The following is a 15,161-nucleotide window of genomic DNA, read 5'->3' on the forward strand; positions in this document are numbered from 1 at the left end:
TCAGCGAGGTGGCATTATAGAGATTGCGATCACATTGGCAAGCCCTTTTTCTCGTTTTTTTTGATTTTTTTATCGTTTGGGTGTTTTTTATTCTAAAAGGCGAGTTTTCACTACTATTCTACCTCCATACACCCTGTAATCGCCCTGAATAAGGAAAAAAGATGAGCTCAATGAGAAGCTACAAAGGTATAAAGCCTGAACTTGGTGAGCGTGTTTACGTTGACCCAACCTCTGTTTTAGTCGGTGATATCCGAATTGGCGATGATTCTAGCATTTGGCCACTGGTAGCAGCGCGAGGTGATGTAAACCACATTCACATTGGTGATCGAACGAATATTCAAGATGGCAGTGTTTTGCATGTCACCCATAAGAACGCCGAAAACCCAAACGGCTACCCATTGATTATTGGTAATGACGTTACGATTGGCCACAAAGTGATGCTGCACGGTTGTGAGATCCACGATCGTGTTTTGGTTGGTATGGGAGCTATTGTTTTAGATGCTGTTGTAATTGAGTCAGAGGTGATGATCGGAGCAGGCAGTTTAGTGCCACCTGGGAAAGTATTAGAAAGTGGCTACTTATATGTTGGAAGCCCAGTAAAACAAGCTCGCCCTCTATCAGAAAAAGAACGAGCTTTCTTGCAAAAGTCTGCCAACAACTATGTGCAGAACAAAAACGACTACTTAAATGAAGTAAAAGACTTGAACTAAAACCCTGTTAACCGATGATGATATGGCCTTCTTCGTTGAAGGCTTCATCTTCTATTAGCTCTTCAGCCATTTCTTCTAGGTCGAATCGGTAATCAGTAAACACTTTAATTGCCGCTTGCTCAGTTTCAATCAGTGAACCACTGAGCTTTTCTAACTTTTGTTTCGTCACAAAGCACTCTATTAGTGCGCCTGATTGTTGCGCCGAAAAGTTTACCGATTGTGATACTTCATCCCATGATTGAATATCTGGGAATAAGATGGATTGATTCATCGCTTATTGACCTTCAAGGTTCTTTCTTAGTTCTCTGAGAATTTGTTTGGCACCAGGACGTAAGCCACGCCAGAGCATAAAGCTTTCCGCAGCCTGCCCAACTAACATTCCAAGACCGTCATACGCATGAGCGGCACCATTCTCTTTTGCCCATAAGTTAAAGCTCGTCACCCCTTTGCCATAAATCATGTCATAGCTTGTACTGTTAGCGGCAAAGATGGAGGATGAAATAGTCGGTAGTTCACCACTAAGAGAAGCGGATGTGGAGTTAATGATGACATCATACTCTTCATCAATACTTGCCATCTCTTTGGCGCGGATAGGACCGTGAGAGACAAACAGCTCTGCAAGCTCCTGTGCTTTACTAAAGGTACGGTTGGTAATGGTTAAAGAGGTCGGCTTTTGATCGAGTAGTGGCTTAATAACACCACGAGCTGCACCACCAGCGCCAATAATTAGGATTCGCGCGCCTTCCAATACAACCTGATGCTGAAGCAGATCTTGCACTAAACCTGCACCATCAGTGTTGTCACCGATGATTTCACCATCGTCTAACTTCTTGAGGGTATTTACCGCGCCTGCTAACTGAGCCCGTTCTGTCAATCGACTAGCAAATTGATAAGCATCTTCTTTAAATGGCATAGTGATGTTGCACCCCTTGCCACCTTCAGCAAAAAACACCTTCGCCGCGTCAATAAAACCATCAACAGGTGCACTTTCTGCGGTATACACCAAAGACTGATTAGTTTGACGAGCAAACAAAGTGTGAATGAATGGCGACTTACTGTGTCCGATAGGATTACCAAACACGGCATAGCGATCGATTTGCTGGGTCATTTCCTTACCTTTGTTCCTTACTTAGATATAGAGAAAACAGGGCCACCTGATTACAGATGACCCTATCACTATCTATCTATATAGAAAAGGAGATTCCGTGCTTACCACTCTCGTGGCGTTAGGTATCGCTCGTAAAGTTCAGCTTCTGGCGATCCCGCTTCTGGCTCGTAGCAGTACTCCCAGCGAGCGAGCGGCGGCATTGACATCAGAATCGACTCAGTACGCCCACCACTTTGTAAACCAAATAAGGTACCACGGTCATACACTAAGTTGAACTCTACGTAACGGCCGCGACGATATAGTTGGAATTCACGCTCACGCTCACCATACTCGATCTCTTTACGACGAGAAACGATCGGCAAGTAAGCCTGGCAATAGCCTTCACCGACTGCTTTGATGTAAGCAAAACACTTATCAAATTCCCACTGGTTTAGATCATCAAAGAACAAACCGCCAACACCGCGAGTTTCATTACGATGTGGTAGGAAGAAGTATTTGTCACACCATGCTTTATGCTCTTGGTAAACATCGTCACCAAATGGCGCACAAAGCAGTTTTGCAGTGTCGTGCCATGATTGGCAATCTTCTTCAAATGGATAGAACGGCGTTAGGTCAAAACCACCACCAAACCACCAAATTGGGTCTTCGCCATCTTTTTCTGCAATAAAGAAGCGGACATTGGCGTGTGAAGTCGGTACGTAAGGGTTTTTAGGGTGAATAACCAAAGAAACACCCATCGCTTCAAAACGACGACCCGCTAGCTCTGGGCGATGCGCTGTCGCAGATGCTGGCATTTCTTTCCCTTCCACATGCGAGAAGTTCACGCCTCCCTGCTCGAAAACAAGGCCATCACGCAAAACACGTGAGCGACCACCGCCACCCAGACGCTCTCCTTTTTCACGTTGCCATGCATCTTCGACAAAGACGGCCTTTCCATCTTCTTGTTCTAACTGCTGACAAATGGAGTCCTGAAGTGACATCAAGAACTGCTTTACGGCGTGCTTATCGATCGCTGACATACGTTATTACCTATTACGTGAAACCTAATGATGGCTGGCTAGCAGGGTTAACCCTGTCTTAATATTTGTGAAGTTTTAGCGTCACGAATCTCGCTGGGTTTATCACGACCGCTGGTCTCGCCACGAAGAATGGCGACCAGCTTATCACCCAACTGCTCTTCGACTTCTTCCGTGGTCATACACGGTGGTAAGCCGGAGAGATTCGCGCTGGTAGAGGTTAACGGCTTTCCGAATGCATTACACATTTTTTGCACCAAAGGATGATCAGTCACACGAACCGCAATTGAATCAAACTGCCCTGAAACCCAGTTGGATACTTTATCGCTCGCTGGCATGATCCAGGTGTATGGGCCTGGCCAAGTGGCATGAACAGTCTGTAATTGTTCTTCAGTCAACTGAGATTCATCAATATAAGGCAAGAGCTGATCATAACTTGCCGCGATGAGAATCAGCCCTTTTTCTACCGGACGCTGCTTGAGCTCTAATAGCTTTTGAATTGCTTCTGGGTTATCTGGATCACATCCGACACCAAAAACCCCTTCAGTTGGATAGGCAATCACTTCGCCTTGCTTGAGTGCGTTGAGCACTTGTTCAAAGTTATCCACCGATTACTTCCTATTTGTTTGACTGTGTTGTTTTCACTAAGTGTACAAATATTCATTCTCAGACACTAAAGCAATTTTTTATAAAATGTATCAATAGCGCCAACAACAAGACGCAAACGTTTGCTTGAGATAAAAATCCCCGTATAATGCGCACAAATTTATAGCTCACCTAATTTTTGCAGCTTAAAGGAGTTTGAGATGAAAGTCGGTATCATCATGGGTTCTAAATCCGATTGGCCAACCATGAAACTAGCAGCGGACATGCTAGACCAATTTGGCGTGCCTTACGAAACAAAAGTCGTGTCAGCACACCGAACTCCTCAATTACTGGCTGACTACGCTAGTGGCGCAAAAGAACGCGGCATCAAAGTTATCATCGCAGGCGCAGGTGGTGCAGCCCACCTACCAGGTATGGCGGCGGCGTTTACTAGTTTGCCAGTGCTTGGGGTTCCCGTTCAGTCTCGTGCACTGAAAGGTATGGATTCACTGCTTTCTATTGTACAGATGCCAAAGGGAATTGCGGTTGGTACATTGGCGATTGGCGAAGCGGGCGCAGCAAACGCCGGTATCCTAGCAGCGCAAATCCTAGGCACTCATGATGAAAACATCATGGCGAAGGTAGAAGCATTCCGTAATGAGCAAACGGAAACAGTTCTCGCAAATCCAAACCCTGCAGAGGATTAATCAGATGCATGTACTGGTTCTTGGTGCGGGTCAGTTGGCTCGTATGATGTCTCTGGCTGGTGCGCCACTGAATATTCAAATTTCAGCTTACGATATCAGCAGCGGTGATGTCGTTCACCCTTTAACTCAACAGGTACTTGGCCATGGCTTGGAAAATGCGATTACGCAAGTTGATGTGATTACTGCCGAGTTCGAGCATATTCCACATGACGTGCTCAAGGTTTGCGAAGCGAGCGGCAAGTTCCTACCAAGTACGCAAGCCATCAAAGCAGGTGGTGATCGCCGTATTGAAAAAGCACTGCTTGATGATGCTGGCGTGCGCAACGCGAAATACTACGTCATTGAAACTCGTGAAGACTTTGACCGCGCAATTGAACACGTTGGTATGCCAATGGTTCTGAAAAGTGCATTGGGTGGTTACGATGGTAAAGGTCAATGGCGCTTAAAAGAAGCTTCTCAAGTCGACGACATTTGGACTGAGATGTCGGAGTGCATCGCGGCAACACCAACTCAAGCGATTGTTGCTGAAGAGTTTGTTCCTTTTAACCGCGAAGTATCACTGGTTGGTGCTCGAAGCAAAGATGGCAGTGTGGAAGTGTACCCTCTGGCAGAGAATGTTCACACCAACGGTGTATTGAGTCTTTCTACTGCGATTGATGCGCCAGGGTTACAGGAACAAGCAAAGCAAATGTTCACGGCAGTCGCAGATAGCCTAGATTACGTTGGCGTATTAGCGCTTGAGTTCTTTGATGTCGATGGGGCACTTTTAGTGAATGAGATTGCTCCACGCGTGCACAACTCTGGTCACTGGACACAGCAAGGTGCAGAAACGTGTCAGTTTGAAAACCATCTGCGCGCAGTGTGCGGCTTACCATTAGGTAGTACGAAATTGGTTCGTGAAACTTCAATGATCAATATTCTTGGTGAAGACACACTACCAGAAGCATTGTTATTAATGGATGGTTGCCACCTTCATTGGTATGGCAAAGAGAAACGTGCAGGTCGCAAGATGGGACACATCAACGTGTGTGGCGACTACCCAGGAGAATTGCACCGTAGGTTGTGCGCTCTGGCAGACATCTTAGACCCAATAGCTTTCCCAGCCGTGCAAGCGTTCGCTAAACAGCCTCAACACTAACGTTTGGCAGCAAAAAAATAAAAAAAGGGTCGCACGATGCGACCCTTTTTAATTCCTTTGATGTATTTACCCTTGTTGGGTGTGCTGGCACTTACGGTTGGCACATTGCAATTTCACACCACTGGCGAGTTTCTTCTCCACCAACAAAGTAAAACCACATTCTTCGCATCGCCCCTTGACCGGAGCAAGGTTCACAGCAAATTTGCATTTAGGGTAGTTATCACACGCGTAGAATGTTTTGCCAAATCGGGTTTTACGCTCAACCAAATGTCCTTTGCCACATTCAGGGCAAGCGTGTTGCTCTTGTGACTGCGCCTCTGGCTCTGGTTGATTAATCGACTCAATATGATGACAAGCCGGGTAGTTACTACAACCGACAAACATGCCGTAGCGCCCTTGGCGGAGTACCAACTCATTGCCACACTCAGGACAAGGCACACCCAACTCTTTCACGATGTGCCCATCATTGCTGTGTAGCGGTTTAATGTAATCACAGCTTGGGTAATGGTTACAGCCGAGAAATGGGCCATGTTTTCCGTGCTTGAGAGTCAGCTCACCACCACATTTTGGACACGGCTCGTGCTCCAAAGCGTGTTCATGGGCAGAGAAAAGGGTGTTGTCGATTTTACTACTCATACTTACCGTTTCGTGAAAAACACACAAAAAGACAAACTCGCGTTTATTCTAGCTAAACTCGAACTTGCCCAGATGGTTAGTGAAGAATCCCTTGTTCCTTGGTGTACAACAGCTCTTCCATTAGCGTGTAAGCGTTTTCGTTGCCAGGCACATTAAACAGCACCATCAGAATGATCCATTTGAGGTCTTCAAGCTCAAACTCACTCGTTTCTAATCCCATCACTCGGTCAATCACCATTTCGCGAGTTTCTGTGGTTAACACATTGATTTGCTCGAGAAACAATAGAAATCCTCGGCATTCCAAATCTAAACGCTGCGTCTCTTTCGCTGTGTAGATACGAGTTGATGACGAAGCCATGCAAGTCGAGATTGCAGAAGAGGTGTCACTTTGCTGCAATGCGGCAAGCTCTTCTAACCAGACAAGGGCTTTGTAGATATCTTTTTGTTGGAAGCCTGCACGAAGCAACTCTTCTTCCAACTCGTCTTGTTCGACCTGTAACTCTGCATCGCTATGGATGTAGGTTTCGAATAGATACATCAGTATATCCATCATCATAGCTAGCCCCTCCCCTTTCGAATATAGCCACCTGAAACCGCAACGACATGCCCAGAGAGTTCTAACTCTAAGAGCTGCATCATGACTTCTTGGACAGGTATATTGGTCCTGTTTGCAAGAATATCAACCGGTGTAGCTTCACTTCCTACGTTAGCTAACAGCTGAGGAAATGGCAATTCTTCTTCATCATTTAACGTAGAAAATAAATCGGTACTCTGATTAATAGACCAATCAAGCAAGGACTGTATTTCATCTAAGACATCTTTCGTCTTTTCTACGAGGCAAGCGCCATGACGTATCAACTGGTTTCCACCGCAGGCATTGGGGGCATTGATTGACGCTGGCAGCGCAAATACTTCTCGACCTTGCTCAAGCGCGTAACGAGCTGTAATTAACGAGCCGCTCTTTTTCGCCGCCTCGACGACCAGTACACCAAGCGATAATCCACTAATAATACGATTACGACGCGGGAAGTTTTCTGGGCGCGGCTTGGCATTAGGCCGAAACTCAGACACCAAAGCCCCGTGTTCAATAACACGTTGCGCTAAACTACGATGACGTGCTGGATAAATATTTGCTAAACCAGATCCTAGCACCGCAATCGTCTTACCACCGGCTTGCAACGCACCATCATGCGCATGACCATCAATGCCTAAAGCGAGACCACTGGTGACAATAAAATCGTGCTGAACAAACTCTGCAGCAAACTGACGTGCATGCTGTAATCCATCAATACTCGCATTTCGACTTCCAACCATCGCGATTTGTGGCTGAGAAAGACAAGTAGGGTTTCCTTGAACAAAAAGTAGAGGTGGCGGTGCAACGATTTGTTTGAGCTGAGGTGGATAACACGGGTCAGTCAGTGTCAGGATATGATGATTTGTAGAAGCCTCAAGCCAGCTTAAACAAGCATCGACTTCTTTATCTGTTGAAGCCCAAGCTTGAATTTGCTTAGTTGTTAACCCAAGTTGTTGTAGCTGTTCAGGAGAGAAGTTTACGATGTTACGTGGCGTGTCTCTTGCCAGTAGCTTATTCATTTTGACGCCGCCAATGCCTGGCAAACAACTCAGTTTTAACCAGGCAGCGAGATCATCGTTATTTCGTCGATTCATCGATGGTTAATTCGTCCGCCAACGGTGACACCACCGAAATATCTTGGTTAATGGGTTTCGTACTGTGAGTGATCAGTGCCAAGCTAAAGTACTCATAAGGACGAATGACCAGCAACTCACCAACTTTGCTTTGAGGCAAAGTGATTTTCTTATCAAGCACGCCAAACTCTTTCTTGAACTCATCGCCGTCTTTGTAAACTGGGTGCGCGTCTTCTTTTAAATCAAACACACTGCCTTGCTTGAGACTATCTGACGTGCCTTTATCAATCACCACGACTTGGTTAGTTGAACTAAAGCGAATACCTTCGATATTACCTAGCAACTTTGCAGAACTGCCTTGTGGCGACGGCAGCGGATAGAACGTAGTCGTGAAGTCAGTATTCTCAACCGATTGATTTGGCAACGCGATATCGTTACGTAGGATTTCTTGCATTTGCGATGTAAGCTTCAAACCTGAGTAATCAGTCGAAGCTTCAACGAGCTCGCCTTTGGCAATCAAACGCAGCGCGGTAATCTCTTCGGACACATCGTCACGCGAAAAGGTAGCTACTGGTCGGTAAATAGCCCAACCTGTCGCGGTCTGATTGCCATTGATATACAGCACATCTTCTGCAGTCAGATACTTACTGCCCTTGCTGCTACCCATCACTTTTGCTGCTCTGTTCAACGAATCTTTATCTAGCAACCGATCCGATTTAAGGTAAGGCATCACCAAACCTTCCGCGACCGTTGGTACGGCTTTCTTTTCTGTGATGCGAGCTTTCGGGCTCAGCTTCTTAACCGGTTTTAGGCTCAACACGGGCTGACCGTTAATCCACACCAAAGACAGCTTGTCTCCGGGATAAATTAAATGAGGGTTATCGATTTCCGGGTTTACTTGCCATAAACGAGGCCACAACCACGGGCTATCCAAGTACATGGCCGAAATATCCCATAGCGTATCGCCCTTCACAACTACATATGTATGTGGCGCATCATCTTTAACAGTCAGTGGGTTCGCATCCACATTTGCTACAGCGTTGAAAGAGAAAAGTAACGGCAACGTAATACTGGCAACGTTGCGGAAAATTCGATTCATGACCCTCGTCCTTGGTCTATTAAGCAGGAACCAGAATGGAAATTGGTGCAAGGATGCTGTCATTTAGGCTATAAAATGTCTAGAATTGAGCCAACAAGGTTTGTGCTGTTTCGGCACAGTTCAATATTTCGAGTGAATATGTCTGTATTACAAGTATTAACATTCCCGGATGATCGCCTGCGCACAGTCGCAAAGCCTGTTGAAGCGGTGACACCTGAGATTCAAAAAATCGTCGATGACATGATTGAAACCATGTACGACGAAGAAGGTATTGGCCTTGCTGCAACGCAGGTTGATATCCACAAACGTATCGTAGTGATTGATATTTCAGAAACTCGCGATGAGCCGATGGTGCTAATCAACCCTGAGATTCTGGAAAAGCGTGGCGAAGATGGCATCGAAGAAGGCTGTCTGTCGGTACCAGGTGCGCGCGCACTTGTGCCTCGCGCTGCAGAAGTTACCGTTAAAGCACTGGATCGTGATGGCAAAGAGTTCACCTTTGAAGCCGACGACCTGCTAGCGATTTGTGTTCAACACGAGCTTGATCACCTACAAGGTAAGCTATTCGTGGATTACCTATCACCACTGAAACGCAAACGCATTCAGGACAAGCTAGCGAAAATCAAACGCTTTAACGAGAAGCAGCAAAACGCTTAATCTCGAACCATACCAATTAGAAGGAAGTCTACCTTGAGTCAGTCTTTACGAATTGTCTTTGCAGGTACTCCGGATTTCGCCGCCCGTCACTTGGCGGCGTTGTTGTCTTCGGAGCATGAAGTCATCGCGGTTTACACAAACCCAGATCGTCCAGCGGGTCGTGGCAAAAAATTGGCTGCGCCACCGGTAAAACAACTGGCGCTAGAACACAATATCCCGGTTTACCAACCTGAAAGCTTTAAGTCCGACGAAGCGAAACAAGAACTTGCCGATCTGAACGCCGACCTCATGGTTGTCGTGGCGTACGGTATGCTGCTGCCACAAGCGGTTCTTGATACCCCTAAACTTGGTTGTATCAACGTACATGGTTCTATCCTACCTCGTTGGCGTGGTGCGGCTCCAATCCAACGCTCTATTTGGGCGGGCGATGCAGAAACTGGCGTGACCATCATGCAGATGGACATCGGTCTCGACACTGGTGATATGCTGAAGATTGCAACTCTGCCAATCGAAGCGACAGATACCAGCGCTTCAATGTATGAAAAATTGGCTGAGCTTGGTCCAGAAGCTCTGATTGACTGCCTAGCAGACATTGCTGCGGGTAAAGCAGTGCCAGTGAAGCAAGACGATGAGCTAGCGAACTATGCGAAAAAACTCAGCAAAGAAGAAGCACGCATCAACTGGAACGACGATGCGGCGCACATTGAGCGCTGCGTTCGTGCATTTAACCCATGGCCAATGAGCCACTTTGAGGCGGCAGAAAACAGCATCAAAGTATGGCAAAGCCGTGTGGCAGAGCAAACCAGTGACAAGCCAGCCGGCACCATCGTACAAGCAGATAAAACCGGTATTTATGTTGCGACAGGCAACGGCGTACTGGTGCTAGAGCAACTGCAAGTTCCTGGCAAAAAAGCCATGTCAGTTCAGGATATTCTGAATTCGCGTGCGGCTTGGTTTGAAGTTGGCACTCTGCTGGTTTAAGCCATACTAGGGGTTATCATCCCCAATAATACGAACTTTTAGAGGGCAGAGATGCCCTCCTTTACTTTAAGGTACTCATCATGAATGTTCGCGCTGCGGCTGCTAACGTCCTGTATCTTGTCGTCGACAAGGGCCACTCACTTTCAAGCGCTCTTCCAGCGGCTCAACAAACGGTACGACCTCGTGACCATGCTCTGCTACAAGAGATCTGTTACGGTGCGCTACGTTACCTACCTCGCCTAGAAATGATCGCAAACCAATTGATGGATAAGCCGCTAAAAGGCAAACAACGTGTATTCCATCACCTAATTCTGGTTGGTATTTACCAACTGAGCTTCATGCGTATTCCTGCGCACGCAGCAGTCGGTGAAACGGTTGAAGGCACTAAAGAGCTGAAAGGTCCTCGTCTGCGTGGTTTGATTAACGCGGTATTGCGTAACTACCAGCGCAACCAAGAAGAACTCGACCAAATGGCCGTCAGCAACAACGCTGGCAAGTACGGTCACCCAAGCTGGTTACTAAAACTGCTGCAAGAGGCCTACCCAAAGCAATGGGAAAGTATTGTTGAAGCGAACAACCAAAAAGCACCAATGTGGCTGCGTGTGAACCATCAACACCACACTCGTGATGAATACCTTGCGCTGCTCAAAAATGAAAACATTGATAGCACGCCACACACAGAAGCAATGGACGCCATAAAATTGGCCGCACCATGTGACGTGATGAAGCTACCTGGTTTTGATAAAGGTTGGGTTTCGGTACAAGATGCGGCGGCGCAGCTTTCGATCAACTACCTAAAACCACAAGACGGCGAACGGATTTTAGATTGCTGTGCTGCGCCAGGTGGCAAGACTGCGCACATTCTAGAGCGCACGTCGGGCAGTGAAGTGGTCGCGATTGACTGCGACGACACACGCTTGAAACGTGTGCATGAAAACCTGAAGCGTCTCAACCTTCAGGCAAAAGTGGTTTGCGGTGATGCGCGTAATCCACAAGAATGGTGGCAAGGCGAGCAATTTGATCGCATTTTGCTGGATGCCCCATGTTCTGCGACTGGCGTGATTCGTCGTCACCCAGACATCAAATGGCTACGTCGTGCAGACGACATCGCCGCATTAGCAGAGCTGCAAAGTGAAATTTTTGATGCCATGTGGACGCAACTGAAGCCCGGCGGCACCATGGTTTACGCGACTTGTTCAATCACACCGCAAGAAAACGTGGAGCAAGTAAAAGCGTTTTTAGCACGTACCGCGGATGCGCAACTGCTGGATTCTGATCCCGACCAGCCTGGTCGTCAAATTCTACCAGGCGAAGAAGATATGGATGGTTTCTACTACGCAGTGCTAACTAAGACACACGCGTAACAGCATGCTAAATAGGGCGATTGAAGTGATTTCAATCGCCTTTTTCAGATACGAGAAAAGAGTATGAAGATCATTATTCTTGGTGCAGGTCAGGTTGGCGGCACACTGGCAGAAAACCTAGTGGGTGAAAACAACGACATCACCATCGTCGACAATAATGCCGACCGACTGCGTGAATTGCAGGACAAATACGACCTACGTGTGGTCAATGGCCATGCGAGCCATCCAGACGTGCTACACGAAGCTGGCGCGCAAGACGCCGATATGCTCGTCGCAGTAACCAACACTGATGAAACCAACATGGCCGCCTGTCAGGTCGCGTTCACTCTATTCAATACCCCAAACCGCGTTGCGCGTATTCGCTCTCCAGAATACTTGGCAGAAAAAGAAGCCCTGTTTAAATCTGGCGCTATTCCTGTTGATCACCTTATCGCACCAGAAGAACTCGTTACGAGCTACATCGAACGTCTGATCCAATACCCAGGTGCGCTGCAAGTGGTGAGCTTTGCTGAACAGAAAGTCAGCCTAGTGGCGGTGAAAGCCTACTATGGTGGCCCGTTGGTGGGTAATGCGCTATCTGCTTTGCGTGAGCACATGCCGCACATTGATACCCGTGTGGCAGCTATTTTCCGCCAGGGTCGCCCGATTCGCCCACAAGGCACCACGATTATTGAAGCCGACGATGAAGTGTTCTTCGTTGCAGCAAGTAATCATATTCGCTCAGTGATGAGTGAGCTTCAGCGCCTAGAAAAACCGTACCGCCGCATCATGATTGTTGGCGGGGGTAACATCGGCGCAAGCTTGGCAAAACGCCTAGAGCAAACTTACAGCGTGAAGCTGATTGAGCGTAACTACCAGCGTGCAGAAAAGCTCTCTGAGCAACTAGAAAACACCATCGTGTTCTGCGGTGATGCGGCAGACCAAGAGCTTCTCTCGGAAGAGAACATCGACCAAGTCGACGTCTTCATCGCGCTGACCAACGAAGATGAAACCAACATCATGTCTGCAATGTTGGCAAAACGCATGGGCGCTAAAAAAGTGATGGTGCTGATCCAACGTGGCGCTTATGTAGACCTGGTACAAGGCGGCGTAATTGATGTAGCAATCTCACCTCAGCAAGCCACTATTTCAGCCTTGCTAACGCACGTTCGTCGCGCTGATATCGTAAACGTATCCTCACTTCGCCGCGGCGCTGCGGAAGCGATTGAAGCCGTCGCTCACGGTGATGAAAGTACATCTAAAGTGGTTGGACGTGCGATTGGAGATATAAAGCTTCCACCTGGGACCACCATTGGTGCTATCGTTCGTGGCGAAGAAGTTCTTATTGCCCACGACCGTACGGTCATCGAGCAGGATGATCATGTGGTGATGTTCCTGGTCAACAAAAAATACGTATCAGACGTCGAAGCGCTATTCCAACCGAGTCCATTTTTCCTCTAGGATTTTCCTATGGTCAACTTACGTCCCGTACTGTTTGTTATCGGGCTGGTTTTATCCAAACTGGCCCTGTTTATGTACGTGCCGACTTTGGTCGCTTTCTTTACCGGTACGGGGGGATTCCTCGATTTCGCCCAAGCCGTTGTGATCACGCACCTTGCCGCCTTCATCTGCCTAACGATAGGTCGAACCGCCAAGTTCAAACTCAGCGTACGCGATATGTTCCTCATCACCAGTTTGGTTTGGACCATCGCGAGTGCGTTTGCCGCCTTGCCATTTGTGTTTATCAACCACATCAGCTTCACCGACGCCTACTTCGAAACGATGTCGGGTATCACCACGACGGGCTCAACGGTGCTCAGTGGCCTAGACAACATGGCGCCGAGCATCTTGCTATGGCGCTCTATTTTACAGTGGCTTGGTGGCATTGGTTTTATCGTGATGGCGGTAGCAGTGTTACCTATGCTGAATGTCGGTGGTATGAAGCTATTCCAAACCGAATCATCAGATTGGTCGGATAAAAGTAGTCCAAGAGCGAAAACGGTCGCCAAAAACATCGTAGCGGTTTATTTGATGCTAACGGGCTTATGTATTTTGGGCTACTTGGTCACCGGCATGAACCTGTTCGAAGCAATCAACCATGCCTTTACTACGCTATCGACAGGTGGATACTCTACATCTGATGGGTCAATGAACCACTTCTCTAATGGCGCACATTGGGTGGCCACTACCTTTATGTTCTTAGGTGGTTTGCCATTTTTGCTCTTTATCGCCGCGTTACGTAAACGCCGTATTGATGTGTTGGTTAACGACGCTCAAGTTAGAGGATTTGCGTACCTGTTCGTATTCTCAAGCTTAGTGATTTCAGCTTGGTTAGTGATTCGAGATGGGTACACCATTTTGGATGCCCTGCGAGTGTCGATGTTTAATATTGTCTCTGTCGTCACCACAACTGGCTTTGGCTTAGAAGACTTCACCGCATGGGGCGCATTACCCACTACTCTTTTCGCATTCTTAATGATGGCGGGAGCATGCTCAGGATCAACGTCTGGCGGGATCAAAATCTTCCGCTTCCAAATTGCGATGACGCTGCTAAACAAACAAATGATGAAGTTGATTCACCCTTCAGGGGTGTTTGTACAGCGTTATAACCAGCGACCGGTGAATGATGATATTGTTCGCTCAGTGGTGGCATTTGGCTTGATGTTTTTTATCACCATTATCTTTATCGCGGGTTGTTTAAGTGCACTTGGCCTCGACCCTGTGACCAGTATTTCTGGCTCAATCACCGCCGTTGCCAATGTTGGCCCTGGTATGGGCAGTGTGATTGGCCCGACAGGCAACTTCGCGCCTCTGCCCGATACTGCCAAATGGCTCTTAAGCTTTGGGATGTTAATGGGCCGCTTGGAAATTCTGACTATTCTTGTACTGTTCTTTCCTGCGTTTTGGCGCCGCTAAGCAGACTCTAATTAAAAGGTATAACAATGAAAACATGGATTACTCTGGCGACCCTACTTGCCGCCTCATCCACATACGCCGCCGAGGTCATCACTTTAGCCGATGGTCGAGAAGTGAAGTTGAACGATGACTTTACCTGGGAATACGTCATGAAAAAACCGGCGCAGCAAGCGACGGAGACACAAACAACAGCAAGCGTAGTTGAAACAATCGCAGCTCCTGCGATTGCGACAATTCCAGTGGTAACGAAAACCGTTGGCACGACCGTGGTGGTAAACGCCAAAAAGCCAACCATGCAGCTATCAGATTCAGGTGTGGATGTATTGATTGGTTCAGCAAGCTATCAAAGCGGTGAGCTTGTTTTACCTACATCAATCACCAACCAAAGCTCTCAATCTGTCATTCAAGTGGAAGTTGAGGTGCAAGTGTTTGATATGTCTGGTCAGCAACTGGCAAAAGAAAACGTGACTGTTTGGCAATCCATCAAGCGCATGGCGGATACCTACCTGCGACCACAGCAAGCAGAACAAGGTAAGAGCATTAAATTGGCTGTACCGCAATCACAGCAATACCAGTTTTCTGCCAAAGTGCTAGAGGTAAAAACTCGCTAATACGTGT

The 15,161-nt window shown here is 47.5% G+C and carries 17 protein-coding genes; 9 read left to right on the forward strand and 8 right to left on the reverse strand.

Annotated elements, in window-relative coordinates:
- The first annotated feature begins 161 nt into the window (after positions 1-161).
- Positions 162-710, forward strand: a complete 549-nt coding sequence (locus R7Z49_RS16130) for a gamma carbonic anhydrase family protein (RefSeq protein ID WP_005379096.1) — start codon at positions 162-164, stop codon at positions 708-710.
- A gap of 7 nt (positions 711-717) precedes the next feature.
- Here the strand turns inward: R7Z49_RS16130 and R7Z49_RS16135 are convergent, their stop codons facing one another.
- The 4 genes from R7Z49_RS16135 to R7Z49_RS16150 all read right to left on the reverse strand — a co-directional run bounded on the left by R7Z49_RS16135 (position 718) and on the right by R7Z49_RS16150 (position 3,442).
- On the reverse strand, positions 718-981 hold the full coding sequence (locus R7Z49_RS16135; protein ID WP_005379090.1) for a DUF1488 domain-containing protein: 264 nt from the start codon (positions 979-981) through the stop codon (positions 718-720).
- 3 nt (positions 982-984) lie between these two features.
- On the reverse strand, positions 985-1,818 hold the full coding sequence (aroE, locus tag R7Z49_RS16140) for a shikimate dehydrogenase (RefSeq protein WP_017635616.1): 834 nt from the start codon (positions 1,816-1,818) through the stop codon (positions 985-987).
- 101 nt (positions 1,819-1,919) lie between these two features.
- Entirely contained in the window at positions 1,920-2,837 is a 918-nt protein-coding gene (hemF, locus tag R7Z49_RS16145) for an oxygen-dependent coproporphyrinogen oxidase (protein ID WP_065274969.1), read from the reverse strand.
- Between the two features lie 47 nt (positions 2,838-2,884).
- Positions 2,885-3,442: an L-threonylcarbamoyladenylate synthase gene (locus tag R7Z49_RS16150; protein ID WP_005379084.1), complete on the reverse strand. Its 558-nt coding sequence runs from the start codon at positions 3,440-3,442 to the stop codon at positions 2,885-2,887.
- A gap of 198 nt (positions 3,443-3,640) precedes the next feature.
- Here R7Z49_RS16150 and purE point away from each other — a divergent pair, with 198 nt between their 5' ends.
- Positions 3,641-4,126, forward strand: a complete 486-nt coding sequence (gene purE / locus R7Z49_RS16155; protein WP_005379082.1) for a 5-(carboxyamino)imidazole ribonucleotide mutase — start codon at positions 3,641-3,643, stop codon at positions 4,124-4,126.
- A 4-nt stretch (positions 4,127-4,130) separates the two neighbouring features.
- Complete coding sequence (locus R7Z49_RS16160; RefSeq protein WP_132937257.1) at positions 4,131-5,264, forward strand: 5-(carboxyamino)imidazole ribonucleotide synthase; 1,134 nt, start codon at positions 4,131-4,133, stop codon at positions 5,262-5,264.
- A gap of 66 nt (positions 5,265-5,330) precedes the next feature.
- On the opposite strand, the gene R7Z49_RS16165 is transcribed toward R7Z49_RS16160, so the two are convergent.
- From R7Z49_RS16165 to R7Z49_RS16180, 4 genes are all read right to left on the reverse strand, one after another.
- On the reverse strand, positions 5,331-5,900 hold the full coding sequence (locus tag R7Z49_RS16165; protein WP_053350677.1) for a type I DNA topoisomerase: 570 nt from the start codon (positions 5,898-5,900) through the stop codon (positions 5,331-5,333).
- Positions 5,901-5,976: 76 nt separating this feature from the next.
- Positions 5,977-6,456 carry a DUF494 family protein gene (locus R7Z49_RS16170; protein ID WP_033906575.1) on the reverse strand — a complete coding sequence of 160 codons (480 nt, stop codon included), beginning with the start codon at positions 6,454-6,456 and terminating at the stop codon, positions 5,977-5,979.
- Between the two features lie 2 nt (positions 6,457-6,458).
- Positions 6,459-7,568, reverse strand: coding sequence for a DNA-processing protein DprA (gene dprA / locus R7Z49_RS16175; protein WP_213867301.1), 1,110 nt, complete (start codon positions 7,566-7,568; stop codon positions 6,459-6,461).
- Entirely contained in the window at positions 7,552-8,646 is a 1,095-nt protein-coding gene (locus tag R7Z49_RS16180; protein WP_318111829.1) for a LysM peptidoglycan-binding domain-containing protein, read from the reverse strand. The genes dprA and R7Z49_RS16180 overlap by 17 nt, the downstream gene beginning before the upstream one ends.
- 138 nt (positions 8,647-8,784) lie before the next feature.
- Here R7Z49_RS16180 and def point away from each other — a divergent pair, with 138 nt between their 5' ends.
- From def to R7Z49_RS16210, 6 genes are all read left to right on the forward strand, one after another.
- Positions 8,785-9,303: a peptide deformylase gene (gene def / locus R7Z49_RS16185; protein WP_005379068.1), complete on the forward strand. Its 519-nt coding sequence runs from the start codon at positions 8,785-8,787 to the stop codon at positions 9,301-9,303.
- A gap of 33 nt (positions 9,304-9,336) precedes the next feature.
- On the forward strand, positions 9,337-10,284 hold the full coding sequence (gene fmt, locus R7Z49_RS16190) for a methionyl-tRNA formyltransferase (protein ID WP_005461453.1): 948 nt from the start codon (positions 9,337-9,339) through the stop codon (positions 10,282-10,284).
- An 80-nt stretch (positions 10,285-10,364) separates the two neighbouring features.
- Positions 10,365-11,648 (forward strand): 16S rRNA (cytosine(967)-C(5))-methyltransferase RsmB, encoded by a 1,284-nt coding sequence (gene rsmB, locus R7Z49_RS16195; RefSeq protein WP_086047108.1) that lies wholly within the window; start codon positions 10,365-10,367, stop codon positions 11,646-11,648.
- 63 nt (positions 11,649-11,711) lie between these two features.
- Entirely contained in the window at positions 11,712-13,088 is a 1,377-nt protein-coding gene (gene trkA / locus R7Z49_RS16200) for a Trk system potassium transporter TrkA (RefSeq protein WP_005379062.1), read from the forward strand.
- Positions 13,089-13,097: 9 nt separating this feature from the next.
- A complete protein-coding gene (locus tag R7Z49_RS16205) occupies positions 13,098-14,543 on the forward strand; it encodes a TrkH family potassium uptake protein (protein WP_005386656.1) in 1,446 nt (481 codons plus the stop codon).
- 26 nt (positions 14,544-14,569) lie between these two features.
- The gene (locus R7Z49_RS16210) at positions 14,570-15,154 is read left to right on the forward strand and encodes a DUF3157 family protein (protein WP_054575337.1); all 585 of its coding nucleotides are present in this window, start codon (positions 14,570-14,572) and stop codon (positions 15,152-15,154) included.
- Positions 15,155-15,161 lie beyond the last annotated feature (7 nt).

The organism is Vibrio sp. 1562, from assembly GCF_033340155.1.
GTDB lineage: Bacteria > Pseudomonadota > Gammaproteobacteria > Enterobacterales > Vibrionaceae > Vibrio > Vibrio alginolyticus.

Bases quoted from the DNA above. Each gene is read 5' to 3' on its own strand.
- R7Z49_RS16130 (WP_005379096.1), top strand. From the start codon at position 162: ATGAGCTCAATGAGAAGCTACAAAGGTATAAAGCCTGAACTTGGTGAG.
- rsmB (WP_086047108.1), top strand. From the start codon at position 10,365: ATGAATGTTCGCGCTGCGGCTGCTAACGTCCTGTATCTTGTCGTCGAC.
- def (WP_005379068.1), top strand. From the start codon at position 8,785: ATGTCTGTATTACAAGTATTAACATTCCCGGATGATCGCCTGCGCACA.
- R7Z49_RS16165 (WP_053350677.1), bottom strand. From the start codon at position 5,900: ATGAGTAGTAAAATCGACAACACCCTTTTCTCTGCCCATGAACACGCT.
- R7Z49_RS16205 (WP_005386656.1), top strand. From the start codon at position 13,098: ATGGTCAACTTACGTCCCGTACTGTTTGTTATCGGGCTGGTTTTATCC.
- R7Z49_RS16135 (WP_005379090.1), bottom strand. From the start codon at position 981: ATGAATCAATCCATCTTATTCCCAGATATTCAATCATGGGATGAAGTA.
- dprA (WP_213867301.1), bottom strand. From the start codon at position 7,568: ATGAATCGACGAAATAACGATGATCTCGCTGCCTGGTTAAAACTGAGT.
- R7Z49_RS16170 (WP_033906575.1), bottom strand. From the start codon at position 6,456: ATGATGATGGATATACTGATGTATCTATTCGAAACCTACATCCATAGC.
- hemF (WP_065274969.1), bottom strand. From the start codon at position 2,837: ATGTCAGCGATCGATAAGCACGCCGTAAAGCAGTTCTTGATGTCACTT.
- trkA (WP_005379062.1), top strand. From the start codon at position 11,712: ATGAAGATCATTATTCTTGGTGCAGGTCAGGTTGGCGGCACACTGGCA.
- R7Z49_RS16210 (WP_054575337.1), top strand. From the start codon at position 14,570: ATGAAAACATGGATTACTCTGGCGACCCTACTTGCCGCCTCATCCACA.
- R7Z49_RS16180 (WP_318111829.1), bottom strand. From the start codon at position 8,646: ATGAATCGAATTTTCCGCAACGTTGCCAGTATTACGTTGCCGTTACTT.
- aroE (WP_017635616.1), bottom strand. From the start codon at position 1,818: ATGACCCAGCAAATCGATCGCTATGCCGTGTTTGGTAATCCTATCGGA.
- R7Z49_RS16160 (WP_132937257.1), top strand. From the start codon at position 4,131: ATGCATGTACTGGTTCTTGGTGCGGGTCAGTTGGCTCGTATGATGTCT.
- purE (WP_005379082.1), top strand. From the start codon at position 3,641: ATGAAAGTCGGTATCATCATGGGTTCTAAATCCGATTGGCCAACCATG.